The organism is Amycolatopsis sp. YIM 10 (assembly GCF_009429145.1).
In the GTDB taxonomy this organism is placed as follows: Bacteria; Actinomycetota; Actinomycetes; order Mycobacteriales; family Pseudonocardiaceae; genus Amycolatopsis.
This window is the reverse complement of sequence record NZ_CP045480.1, coordinates 4,685,341-4,697,754: the sequence shown is the minus strand read 5'-3', so window position 1 is coordinate 4,697,754 and position 12,414 is coordinate 4,685,341. Positions and strand designations below refer to the sequence as shown.

The 12,414-nt window shown below is 69.4% G+C and carries 10 protein-coding genes and 1 tRNA gene; 3 read left to right on the top strand and 8 right to left on the bottom strand.

All coding sequences use genetic code 11. The features are described 5' to 3' along the window. Window positions 1–21: 21 nt before the first annotated feature. Window positions 22–930, bottom strand: a complete 909-nt coding sequence (locus YIM_RS22545) for a LysR family transcriptional regulator (RefSeq protein WP_153032225.1) — start codon at window positions 928–930, stop codon at window positions 22–24. An 85-nt stretch (window positions 931–1,015) separates the two neighbouring features. On the opposite strand from YIM_RS22545, the gene YIM_RS22540 reads away from it, so the two are divergent. The 3 genes from YIM_RS22540 (at window position 1,016) to YIM_RS48645 (ending at window position 3,447) form a co-directional block, all read left to right on the top strand. After that, window positions 1,016–1,678: a hypothetical protein gene (locus tag YIM_RS22540; RefSeq protein WP_153032224.1), complete on the top strand. Its 663-nt coding sequence runs from the start codon at window positions 1,016–1,018 to the stop codon at window positions 1,676–1,678. A 51-nt stretch (window positions 1,679–1,729) separates the two neighbouring features. Further along, window positions 1,730–2,464, top strand: a complete 735-nt coding sequence (locus tag YIM_RS22535; protein ID WP_153032223.1) for a dienelactone hydrolase family protein — start codon at window positions 1,730–1,732, stop codon at window positions 2,462–2,464. 107 nt (window positions 2,465–2,571) lie between these two features. Further along, complete coding sequence (locus YIM_RS48645) at window positions 2,572–3,447, top strand: hypothetical protein (RefSeq protein ID WP_194240257.1); 876 nt, start codon at window positions 2,572–2,574, stop codon at window positions 3,445–3,447. A 51-nt stretch (window positions 3,448–3,498) separates the two neighbouring features. Here the strand turns inward: YIM_RS48645 and YIM_RS22525 are convergent, their stop codons facing one another. The 7 genes from YIM_RS22525 to YIM_RS22495 all read right to left on the bottom strand — a co-directional run bounded on the left by YIM_RS22525 (window position 3,499) and on the right by YIM_RS22495 (window position 12,397). Next, the gene (locus tag YIM_RS22525; RefSeq protein WP_153032222.1) at window positions 3,499–5,799 is read right to left on the bottom strand and encodes a hypothetical protein; all 2,301 of its coding nucleotides are present in this window, start codon (window positions 5,797–5,799) and stop codon (window positions 3,499–3,501) included. A gap of 22 nt (window positions 5,800–5,821) precedes the next feature. Then, a tRNA-Pro gene (locus YIM_RS22520) sits at window positions 5,822–5,893 on the bottom strand. 53 nt (window positions 5,894–5,946) lie between these two features. After that, entirely contained in the window at window positions 5,947–7,701 is a 1,755-nt protein-coding gene (locus tag YIM_RS22515) for a beta-galactosidase family protein (RefSeq protein ID WP_153032221.1), read from the bottom strand. Next, the gene (locus YIM_RS22510) at window positions 7,694–9,235 is read right to left on the bottom strand and encodes an alpha-N-arabinofuranosidase (protein ID WP_153032220.1); all 1,542 of its coding nucleotides are present in this window, start codon (window positions 9,233–9,235) and stop codon (window positions 7,694–7,696) included. Before YIM_RS22510 ends, YIM_RS22515 begins: the two co-directional genes overlap by 8 nt. 5 nt (window positions 9,236–9,240) lie before the next feature. Then, window positions 9,241–10,575, bottom strand: a complete 1,335-nt coding sequence (locus tag YIM_RS22505; RefSeq protein ID WP_153032219.1) for an ABC transporter substrate-binding protein — start codon at window positions 10,573–10,575, stop codon at window positions 9,241–9,243. Window positions 10,576–10,604: 29 nt separating this feature from the next. Then, on the bottom strand, window positions 10,605–11,414 hold the full coding sequence (locus YIM_RS22500) for a carbohydrate ABC transporter permease (protein WP_370469025.1): 810 nt from the start codon (window positions 11,412–11,414) through the stop codon (window positions 10,605–10,607). A gap of 59 nt (window positions 11,415–11,473) precedes the next feature. Then, window positions 11,474–12,397, bottom strand: a complete 924-nt coding sequence (locus YIM_RS22495) for a carbohydrate ABC transporter permease (RefSeq protein ID WP_194240256.1) — start codon at window positions 12,395–12,397, stop codon at window positions 11,474–11,476. Window positions 12,398–12,414: the final 17 nt, after the last annotated feature.

Below are 12,414 nucleotides of genomic sequence, written 5' to 3'. Positions count from 1 at the left end.
AGCTATTCGGTGTCGCTTTTGTCAGCTGCTGAGCGGTTCGGCGAAGACTTCACGGGCCGCGTCGGCGAGTTCGTCCAGATCACCACCGTGAGCACGATCACGGCGCCAGACCAGGCCGGTATCCAGCCTGGGCGCGAAATCGACGAACGGCAGCACCGTCACGTTGTCCAGCCGGTAGCCGCTCATGGGACTTCTCGAATCCAGCATGGAAACGGAGAAGGCCATTCCACTGGAAATAATCTCGGATACCCCGCCATAGCCGGTATCGGCCAGCTTGATGCGCTTTCTGATCCCACGATCGGACAATTCACGATCAAGCTGGTCGAAATACGCGGGGGTGATCTCCGAAGGGGTGGCGACGTAGGCGAGGCCGGTCAGCTCGGCCAGCGCGACGGAGTCCTTCCCGGCGAACTGGTCCGAGGGCACCACGGCGCCGAGCCGCTCGGACATGACGAGCAGCTGGTCCAGCGCCGGATCACCGACCGGGAGCCGGACGAGCGCCAGTGCCAGCTTGCCCTCGCGGACCGCGGCGGCCAGCGCGGGGGTGGTGCCGGGCCAGCGTTTGACCTCGAACCGGTCGTGGACCTGCTCGGCGAGCACGTTCACGCGGGCCCGCAGGTCGGGGTGCACTCCGGCGGGCATGCCGATGAACACCGTGCTGCGCCGCGGGCGGGTCGCCTCACTCAGCCGCCACGGGATCGAGTTGACCTGGTCCAGCACGTCCCGCGCGATCGGGAGCAGTGCGGCACCGGCCGGGGTGAGCCGGACGTGGTGCGTGCTGCGATCGAACAACCGCTGCCCCAGCTCGTGTTCGAGATCCTTGATCCGCTGGCTCAGCGGCGAGGTCGCCATGTGCAGCCGGCGGGCCGCCGCGGAAAAGTTCAACTCCTCAGCGACGGCGACGAAGTAACGCAGGTGCAGCATCTCCACACCGCCAACCCTAAGGGCGTAACCGCGAACGCGCGGAACATGTCCACTCGGGACTGACACCGCACCAGGACCTAGGATTCGTTCGGTGAGCGACTACCGAGAGTTGGGTGAGCGTCTGCTGGCTCCGGTACGCACCGGGCTTCCGGTCGAGCTGACCGGCGATCCGCGTCGCGGGTTCCGGCGTCCGGTGAAGTGCGGTGAGTGCACCGGCTGGGGCGAGGTCGACGTGGTCTTCGACGGCTACGAGCGATTCGGGTGTCCCGCGTGCCAGTGCACCGGGAACGACCCGGCCGCGCCGGTCGACGACTTCCCTGCTGACGTGCACCGGGTGGCGCTCGGGGATTGCCCCTCGTTCCTGCTCGCCGAGCAGCACGCGCGCGAAACCGCCGCGTGTCTGGCGCCGTGGGGAATCACACCGCCACAGCGGGTGGTCTGGCGGGTCGGCCACGTGTCCAACGCCACCGTGGGCAGCTACTCCCGCGACCTGTTCCCCCGCGCAGCGCACAAGGCGATAGCGGATTTGCTCGACCGGCGGTGGGCGGCCGAACTCGCCGATCTTGACCGGGATCTCGGCCTCGGCGCCTGGGGCGACGACCCCGGTTCGCGACTGGCCGAGGTCCGCGTCGCCGGCCGCGCGGTGGCCCAGGTGCCGAACCCCTACGGCCCGGTGCTCGACGTCTGGCGCACCGGGTTCGGCCTGGAAGCGATCACCGGCCACGAGATCCTGCTGTACGCACCCGGCCCCTGAAACGTCCACGAGAACGGCACTGCGACGGATCAACCACGACAGGAGAAACACATGCCCATCAAGACTCTGCGAATTCCCACTGCCGATGGCCACGCCGACGCCGTCGCGGCCTTCCCCGACCAGGGCGGGCAGCACCCAGCGGTGCTGATGTACGGGGACGCCTTCGGCATCCGGCCCGTGCTGCGGGAGATGGCCCTCGAACTGGCCGGGCACGGGTACTACGTGCTCGTCCCCAACTTCTTCTACCGGCACGGCCCCGCACCGGTGATCGAACTTCCCGAGCACATCGGAGAAGAGGTCCGGCCCGCGCTCATCGACCAGCTGATGCCCCTGATCCAGGCGCACACCGTCGAACGTGTCCTGAGCGACGCCGACGCCTACCTCAGGTTCCTCACCGACCAGCGTGAGGTCAGCGCCGGACCGGTCGCGGTGACCGGCTACTGCATCGGCGGCCTCCTGGCGACGCGCACCGCCGTGGCTCACCCCGAGCAGGTGGCCGCCCTCGCCGCGTTCCACGGCCCCGTGGGCGCCGACGGGCCCGGCAGCCTCGCCAAGGTCACCGCCCAAGTCCACTTCGGACATGCCGAAACCGACATCACGCCCACGGCGCTCGACGAACTGAACCAGGCCCTGGACACCGCGGGCGTCGACTACACCTCCGAGATCTACCCCGGCACCGTCCACGGCTTCACCATGTCCGACACCGACGCCTTCAACCCCGCCGCGTTGCAGCACCACTGGGACCGCCTGCTCGATCTCCTTGACCGCACCCTGGGCAACAGCTGAGACCCCGGCGTCCCGGCCGCGCTGCTCGCCACCCGCCTCAACCGGCACGCGTGCGTCCTGTACCGGAAATGTATGGCCGGTGGATCGACCCCGCGTAGACCAGCACCATGCGGAACGACCTGCGGCTCGGTGCCGCCGCCCTGATCATGTGCAGCCTCGCCGCCTGCGGGGCTCCGGCCGAGCCCGCGGCACCACCGGCCGCACCGCCCCCGCCGAGCCCGCCCGCGCCGCCGCCCACCCCGGCACAGGTGGACTGGCTGAACCGCTTCTGCCAGGCGGCGAAGGTGTTCCTGCTGCCCCCTGAACCGCCGCAGGACCTGCGCGACGAGTTCGTCTCGATGGACCTCAGCTCCTACCTGAGCACGGTGAGCACCTCGCTGAGCAACATCGAACACCAGACCACCTCCCTCGCCCCGGAGGCGTTCCCGCGCGGCAAGGAGCTCGTCGACGCCTACACCACCGCGGCGGAGCAACTGGGCGACAAGGTCGACGAGTACTCGAGCCAGTACACCGCCGCCGAGGACGTGTTGCGCGGGTACGTCACCGAGACCACCGAAGCGCTCAAAACGTTGAAGCCGCAGGGACTCGACCTCACCACGTTGGTGGCCGCCGACGGCACCGTCGCGCAGGCACACGAGCAAGCCGAAAGCTGCCATCCGGCAAAGGACGAAGGCAAACCGTCCACCGCGCCCGTCGAGCTGCCCGCGGCGAAGGACGGCGAGAACCTGTCCGCCTGCTCGGACGGCAGGTGCGAGGTGCTGGTCTCCGCCGGAGCCGTGGTGCCCGCGCCGAAGCGGTTCGGCTTCGACCTCATCCGCGTGCGCGCCATCGCCGACGGTGTCCTGCAGCTCGGCGCGAAGAGCGGCGGTGGTTCGCTGACCTCGCCGCTGGACACCGGCCGCGCCACGATCATGAACGGGCTCGAGGTGAAGGCCGTGGCCGTCGGCGACGGGAAGGCCGTGCTGAGCCTGGCACCCGCGTGACGCGACGGTGTCCACAGCGCGGGGGCTGAGGAACAGGCCAACGCCAAGCCACTACTCGACACGGGGCAGGAGCGGGTTCGTGCCCTCGGTCCAGCCGAGGAACCGCACACCCGCGCCGTCCCGTGCCGTGCCGGTGGTCGTGAAACGGCCACCCTGGAGAACGTGCAGCAGACCGTCGGCTACAGGCTCGAGTACGGTGCCGCGTACCTGCTCGGTCAGCTTTTCCGCGTGGGCGAACTGCACGGCGGGCTCGCAGAAGCTGAGCAGGAACACCGCCTGCCGCCACGCGTACGCCGCGTTCTTCAGCTGGATCAGCGCCGCGTGCCGGTGGCTCGCCCGCTGGGCCAGCCTGCGCTGGATCCAGCCGAACGTCTGCTCCGCGAGCCGCGGCGCGCGTTCGCGCAGTTCCTCGGCCAGGTCCAGGCCATCGACCAGCACGGCGAGGTTGTGCGTGGTCAGGATCTGGCTCTGCTCCAGCAGCATGCCGTTCGCCGCGACGGAACCACCCGAGGTACCCGCCCGCTCCCGGCACAACGCGGTGAAGTCCGCGGCGGTTCGCTTGCCCCAGCGCAGAATCGTCTTCCGGGTGTCGGGCCAGTCCGCGGGCAGGTCGTAGTAGCGCGCGTAGAGCGCGCCGGCCAGCAAACGGCTCGCCACCACGCCGGCGTCGCGCCACTTGGTGGTGAACGTGCCCATGAAGATGTCCGCGGCCACTTCCTCCACGAGCGGCAGCTCCAGCTTCGCCTGCTTCGCCAGCGTTCTCAGCTCGGACACCAGCGGATTCGGCAGCAGCGCGTGCGGGAACGCGGTGAACGCGAGCATCGTGGTCTGCCGCAGGGCGCGATATGCGGCCGCGGCGTGGTCCGGCTCGGGTGAGCGGCAGGGCGCGAGCGCGTCCACCCACGGCAGCTCGGTGAACCGCACCTGGTGCTCGAGGTTGAGCAGCAGCAGCCCGCGGCGGCGCCGGAACGCCGTGTAGGTCTGCTCGTGCAGCCGGGCCACGACGGGGTCCTCGATCGCCGCGCTGAGCAGCCGCGAGGTCACCTGCGGCAGCACGACCGCCAGCGTCTCCCCCGACGTGATCACACCGAGGCCCACCAACTCGTCCGCCGGTGCTTCGAGCGACCGTGCCGCCTTGCGCACCAGGTGATCCGGCATCGGTGTACCGCCGGGGATGCCGGCGGTCGTCTCAGTGTCGGATACCGCGGCCGTCGCGACCTCGAGCGAGGGCAAACCGCCGTCGGCCGGGTAGCGGTCCAGCCTGCGGGCGAGCACACCGGCGAGTGCGGCGTTCGTCGGCGCCGCGACGGCAGCGGCCTGGGCGGTGCGCCACGCTTCACGCTGTTCGGTGTCCGGGGCGCCGCGGCGGGCGACCGTGCTCGCAAGAGCACGGCGGATCCAGCCGACCTCCCGCCCGGTGAGCGTGGCACTGCCTTCCGGGCAGGACTCCAGTGCGCGGCGCAGGATCGCGAAGTTGTTCTTCGGGTTGGTCTGCCTGCCCGAGGGGGTGTGGGTGCGGCACGTTCCGGTGAAGTCCGCGAGCCACTCCGCCCGGGCCTTCGGCCAGTCAGCGGGCCATGTCCGGCACGGCCAGCCGCCGCGCACGGTCCCGTTCTCCAAGTACGGCAGCTCGCCGTCGACGGTCCGGCACCACAACGCGACCAGCCGGTCATACAGCGGATCCCACACGGTCAGCGTGTCCCGCATCGTGGCGATCTGCGCCGGTACCCGCACCGCACGCAGCGCCGCGGCGACATCCTTCACCGAGGTGACACGGACGGCGGAATCCGACGGCCGCGTGACCGGGTCGAAGCGCGGCGTCAGCCGCAGCCGGTGCATCAGCGGGCGCAGTTCGGCGACCAGGTCCAGAGCCTGCTCCGCGAAACCCAGGTCCAGCAACACCGCCACGACGGGCAGCGCCGCGTCCTCCGGCACCTCCACCCGGTAGTGCCCGCGGCGAAGCGCGTCCAGCAACTCGGCCTGGCCGGCATCACCGAGATACCAGAGATTGAGCCGTTCCCGCTCGGTCCGCCCGGGTACGTCCTCGGGCAGGGAAGTGACGCGCGCCGTCTCGTCCTCGGACAGCGCCACCTCGGCCAGATACCTCCCGGTCGCGAAACCCCCGTGCGCGACCTCGAGCGTCACCCACGCCGGAGTGTCCGCCACCGGGGTGCGGGAGCCGACCGTGAGCGATCCGTCCGCCATCCCGCCGACGACATCCTCCCAGCGCCGCAGCTTGCGCCGCGCCCGCTCACGGTCGGCCTCGGTACCCGCGGAGACCGCCGCGGCCAGCGCACGCGCCAGCTGACCGGTCGCGTAGCCGGGCGACGCGGTACGGAACTGTTCGGACATGGCGGACTCCACGATCGATCGGACATGGAGGCGGGAATCGAACCCGCGCCCTCCCCGACCCGAGCGGGGCGATCTACCACTGATCCACTCCATGAAGTCCGCAGATCGTATCGGCCACGCACACCGGCCGCTCCCGATTTTCACCCGTCAAGCCTCGGTGTGCCCGAGCATCGGACCGGGCGTGAAGCGAGCTTCGGGGGTGAGCATCGTGTCCAGTTCGAGAACGGCGATCTCGTTCGCACCCGCCCTGGTCACCGGTCCCGGCACATACAGTGTCCTTTGTGGACCACGGCGCCAGTAGCGGCCGAGGGCGAACCCGTTGATCCACGCGATTCCCTTACCCCAGTTCGCGGTGTCGAGGAACAGGTCCGCCGGCTCGGCGAGGTCGAAGGACCCGCGTACCACCACCGGTCCCGCCACTGGCCCGTCGATGACGCCGTCATCGGGCTGGGCGGGGCGGAGGTCCGGCACCGCGGTCAGGTCGATCGGCAGGATCTCCCAGCCGGTCAGCGACTCGCCGTTCAGGACGGCACCGCCGACGATGCCCTTGGCTTCGCCGATCCGCTCGCCGTAGTTGACCCGGCCCTGATCTTCCACCAGCACCATGAGTTCACCGCGGGCACGCGGAAGCCGGATGGCGCGATCGTGGTGCTCGCGAAGCAGGATCCCGACGGGATCACCGTCGAGCCACACGGTGGCACGGTCGCGGATCTCCCCGAAGGTCAGCACGCCGGGGCGTTCGCCGTCGATCGTCGTGCGCAGCAGCGCGAGCCGCGGTGCCGGGGCGAGTTCGTCAAAGGTGGGCAGGTGTTCGTGAGCCTGCCAGGTGCCCCAGCGCTGCGGCGCATCGAGCAGTCGGACCGGTTCGCGCAACGCCGCTACCGGGGTGGGCGCCGGTCCTGACGGCGCCGGGGCGATGTCGGGGACCGGGTGGTAGCGGGCGATCACCTCGCGGAAGGCGTGGTACTTCGGTGTGGGGTCGCCTGCTTCGTCGAGCGGGGCGTCGTAGTCGTAGGAAGTGACGAGCGGCTGGTAGACGCCCTTGTCGTTGGCGCCGTTGGTGAGCCCGAAATTGGTGCCGCCGTGGAACATGTAGAGATTGACCGACGCGCCGGCGGCCAGCAGCGCGTCGAGATCGGCGGCCGCCTGCTCGACCGGGGTGGTGTGGTGGTGCGCGCCCCAGTGGTCGAACCAGCCGTTCCAGAACTCGCTGCACATCAACGGCCCGGTCGGCTGGTGGGCACGCAGGGTGGCGAGCCGTTCGGTGCTCTGGGAGCCGAAGGACGCGGTGCGGTGCAGGCCGTCCAGGCCGCCGGCTTCAAGCATGTCAGGCTGGTCGACGGTGGTGAGCGGGACGGTGATCCCGGCGGCACGGGTGTGTTCGGTGAGCGCGGCCAGATACCGCTTGTCGTCACCGAACGCGCCGTATTCGTTCTCGACCTGGACGAGCAGGACGGGCCCGCCACGATCGACCTGGTGCGGCACGACGACCCGGAACACGTGGTCGAGATAGGTGCGGACGGCGTCGAGGTAACGCGGTTCGAACTGGCGGACACGCAGTTCCGGGTCACGCGAGAGCCAGGTGGGCAGGCCGCCGTTGTCCCATTCCGCGCAGATGTACGGTCCTGGCCGGATGATCGCGTACATCCCGGCGTCGGCGACGAGGGTCAGGAACCGGTCGAGATCGAGCCCGCCGCTCAGGTCGAATTCGCCCGGTTCAGGGGCGTGGGCGTTCCAGGCGACGTAGGTCTCGATGGTGTTGAGCCCCATCCGGCGGGCCTTGTCGATCCGGTCGGCCCACAGGTCGGGATGCACACGGAAGTAGTGCAGGGCGCCGGAAACGATCCGGAACGGACGGCCGTCGAGCAGGAAGTCGGTGTCCCCGATCCGGAACTCAGGCATCCCCCACCGCCGGTCCCAGGTCGAGCGCGGTCCAGGACAGGGGTGGCAGGGTCGCGGTGATGACGGTTCCTTCCGGAGAACGGGCCGCGGTCGCGTGGTCGAGCGGAACGGGGTGGACGGGCTGCGTGCGCGCGGAGTTGGCGGTGTGCCTGCTCTGGCCGTCGCGGGGTGCGATGGCCCACGTGCGGTCGAGGTCAAGCCTGGCGCCCCGGATCCGCACGCTGACGTCGGTGGCCGCAGTGGTCGCCCGGTTGGTGAGGAAGACCGCGCACCGCCCGGTTTCGCTCACCGTCACCGCGGCGTCGACGACCTCGACCCGGCCGTGGCGCGTGGTGTGGCGGGCGTCGCCGGTGACCACCGGACGCAAGCTCGTGCCCCGGCCGAGTGCGGCGGCGAGCCGGAACGGGTGGAACGTCGTCTGCCGCCACGCCGGACCGCCGGGCTCGGTGCGGATGGGGGCGATGACGTTCACCAGCTGTGCCAGGTTGGCCATGCTGACGCGGTCGACGTTGCGGATCAGCGAGCCGAGCAGCGAGCCGACCACCACGGCGTCGGTGATGGTGTAGGTGTCCTCGATGATCCTGGGGTGGTGCCGCCACGGCCCCGCGGTCAGCCGGGGCCCGTCGCTGTCGTTCCACTTGCGCAGGTCCCAGACGTTCCACTCGTCGACGCTGATGCCGATCTTCTTGTCCAGCCCGAGTTTCGCCAGTACTTCGTCGATGAGGCCGGCGGCGGTGCCGAGATACGCATCGAGTGCGGTCGCGCTGGCGAGATAGCTGTCGACGTCGCCGTCGTGCTCCTGGTAGTAGGCGTGCACGGAAATGTGGTCCACCAGTGCGGCCGTGTGCCGCAGCACCGTGCGTTCCCAGCTGCCGAACGTCGGCATCTCCGGCCCGGAACTGCCCGCGACGACGAGTTCGACGCCGGGGTCGATCATCCGCATGAGCCGCGCGGTTTCCGCGGCGAGGCGCCCGTACTCGTCGGCGGTCTTGTGGCCGACCTGCCAGGGTCCGTCCATCTCGTTGCCGAGGCACCACAGCCGGATGTCGAAGGGACGGTCGGCACCGTTCGCGCGGCGCCGCTCGCTCAGTTCGGTCCCGCCGGGGTGGTTGCAGTACTCGAGCACGTCGGCGGCCTCCTGGATGCCGCGCGTGCCGAGGTTCACCGCGTACATGATCTCGGCCCCCGCTTCGGTGGCCCACTCGGCGAACTCGTGCAGCCCGAACCGGTTCGACTCCAGGCTGTGCCATGCCGGGTCGAGGCGGACCGGGCGCCGCTCCACCGGGCCGATCCCGTCCTCCCACCGGTAGGCGGAAACGAAGTTGCCGCCCGGATAGCGGATGACGGTGGGCCCGAGTTCACGGACCAGGTCCAGCACGTCACCGCGGAAACCGCGGGCGTCGGCCGTGCTGTGCCCGGGTTCGTGGAGTCCGGTGTGGACGGACCGGCCCATGTGCTCGACGAACGAGCCGAACAGGCGCCGCGGCACCGGCCCGATCACGTCGGTGACGTCGGCTTCGATTCGACTTCGCATTCGTGTCACCCCGCGCTGACGGTGAAGCCCTGCTGGTTGCCGTAGTCGACGAGCGCCTGTTGCCAGGCGGCCAGCCCAGGGTCGAGCGCCGTGCCGCCGAGGTAGGACTTGCCGACGGTGTCGCTGAAGACGCTGTTGGCGTAGGTCTGGTAGGGCAGGTAGGTCCAGCCCTTGGCCACGTGACCCGATGCTTCGGTCAGCACCTGGTTGATCTTCTGCCCGCCGAAGTACGGCACGGCTTCTTCCTTGAACGCGGGCGAGTTCAGGTCGGCGGTGGTGGCCGGGAAGCCACCACTGGCGATGAACGGCTTGACCCCGTTGCCGTGGTTGAGCCAGCGCACGAATCCCGCGGCCAGCGCCGGATTGGCGCTCTGCTTGAGCACCGACTGCGTGCTGCCGCCGTTCTCCGCGGTGACCGGCTGCCCGTCGTAGGTCGGCATGGGTGCCACGGCCCACTTCCCGGCGCCGCCGGGGACCGAGGACTTGAAGTTGCCGGGCATCCAGGCGCCGGTGATCAGGGTGGCGATGGTCCCGTCGCCCAGCGCCCGGTACCAGTCGTCGGACCACTCCTTGATCGGGGCGAGCAGCTTGCCCTCGACCAGCTGGTTCCACGTCGCGGTCCACTTCTTGGTGCCGCTGTCGGCCAGGTTGATCTTCACGTTCCGCCCGTCCACGGTGAACGGGCGACCGCCGGCCTGCCAGATCATGCTCGTGGTGAACCCGGCGTCGCCGGTGTCGGAGGTGATGTACTTCGCCGGGTCGGCGGCGTGGAGCTTCCTGGCCGCGGCGAGGTAGTCGTCCCAGGTCTTCGGCACGGCGATGCCGTTGGCGTCGAAGACCTCCTTGTTGTAGAACAGGGCCATCGGGCCGGAATCCTGCGGAAGGCCGTACAGTCCGTTGCTCACCCGCACGCTCGACCAGGTCGACGGCGTGTAGTCCGGCTCGAACGCGCCGAACCCGTACTGGTCGAGGTTGACCAGCGAGTCGGTCAGCGCGAACTGTGGCAACGCGTAGTACTCGACCTGTGCCACGTCCGGGCCGCCGGTACCGGCCTTGATCGCGTTCTGCAGCTTGGTGTACTGCTCCTTGTTGGTGCCCGCGTTGACGTAGTTGACCTTGACGTTCGGATATTCCTTCTCGAACGCGGCCACCTGGTCCTTCGCCGACGGGGTCCAGCTCCAGTAGGTGATCGTGCCGCCGGCTCGCAGCGCCGCGTCGACGGCGTCCTGGGTACCGGTGACCGCGGCCGGTCCGGTGGTTCCCGACGAGCAACCGGCCGCCAGCACAACGGCCAGCGCGACGGCGATGGCCGCACTGGTGCGACTACGGATACGTGACATCGAATGTCCTTTCCCGACAGTGACGGCGGCTACTGCTTGACACTTCCGGCGCTCAGCCCCGATTGCCAGAACCGTTGCATGAGCAGGAAAGCGATCACCAGCGGCACGATGGTGATCAGCGAACCGGTGAGCACGAGGTGGTAGACCGGGCGCGCGCCGGCCCCGGCGGCCTGCGCGCTCCACTGGTTCAGCCCGACCGTCAGCGGGTACCACTTCGGCTCGCTGAGCATGATCAGCGGCAGGAAGTAGTTGTTCCAGGTGGACACCACGGTGAACAACGCGACGGTGACGATGCCGGGCACCAGCTGGCGCAGCGCCACGGTGAGGAAGATCCGGATCTCCCCCGCGCCGTCGATCCTGGCCGCTTCGAGCAGTTCGTCGGGAACGGCGTCGGTGGCGTAGACCCAGATCAGGTAGAGCCCGAACGGGCTGATCAGCGACGGGATGATGATGGCGAGCGGGGTGTTGGTCAGCCCCAGCTCGCTGAACATCAGGAAGGTCGGCACCGCGAGCGCCGTGCCGGGAACGGCCACCGCGCCGAGCACCACGGCGAACACCGCGCGGCGGCCGGGAAAGCGGTACTTGGCCAGCCCGTACCCCGCCGCGGTGGCCAGCATCGTCGCCCCACCGGCGCCGACCACCACGTAGAGCAGCGTGTTCCCCAGCCAGCGCAGGAAGATCCCGTTGTCGTAGGTGAACGTCTCGGCGATGTTGTCGAACAACGCGAACGGGCCGCCGAAGGACAGGCCCGGGGTGGAGAACAGGGCGGCCTGGGTCTTGGTCGCGTTGATCACCAGCCACACCAGCGGAACCAGGGTGTAGAGCAGGTACAGCGTCATCACCGCGGTGAGCACCCGCGACTTTCGCGGCCGCGACACCGAATGAGCGCGCACGATCGTCACATCCCCTTCCGGGTGCCGCGCAACTGCACGACGTAGGCGATGATCGCGGTGATCACGCCCATCACGATCGCGACCGTGGCGGAGTAGTTGTACTGCTGCCCGCCGAAGGAGAGGTTGTAGGCGTACATGTTCGGCGTGTAGTACGTGCCGATCACGTTCGGCACCAGCGTGCGCATGATGTTCGGCTCGTTGAACAGCTGGAAGCTGCCGATGATCGAGAAGATCGTGGCGATCACGATCGCGCCCCGCAGCGCGGGCAGCTTGATACCGGCGATGACGCGGAACGCACCGGCACCGTCGATCGCCGCCGCCTCGTACAACTGCCGCGGGACCACCTTCAGCGAGGAGTAGAAGATGAGCATGTTGTAGCCGACGAACTCCCAGGTGACGACGTTGCCGATGGAGGCGAGCATCCAGTTGTCCGACAACGGCTTGACCACGTCGCGGCCGAGCAGCTGGTTCAGGTCCGCGGCGAGGCCGAAGTGGTCGCCGTAGATGAAGCCCCACATCAGCGCGGCGACCACGGCTGGCACGGCGTACGGCAGGAAGATCACGATCCGGAAGAAGCCGGCCGCGTGCAGCCGGGCGCTGTCGATCGCCAGCGCCGCGATCAGCGCGAGCACCAGCATGATCGGCACCTGCACGGCCAGGAACAGCAGCACGCGCCGGAAGGACTCCCAGAACTTCGGGTCGGCGAGCACCTGCGCGTAGTTCTCCGCGCCGACGAACGTGCTGCCGCCGAAGAAGGCCTGGTCGCGGAAGAGGCTCAGGCCGAACGCGTAACCGATCGGCGCGAGAAAGGTCAGCGCGAACACCACCAGGAACGGCGCGACGAAGAGCCATCCCCGCCAGTCGCGGCGACGGCGCGCGGACCGCGCGCGTGGCCGTGCCCGGCCGGGTGGAGCGGCTGCGGACGCCATCGTCCCTCCGGATTCCC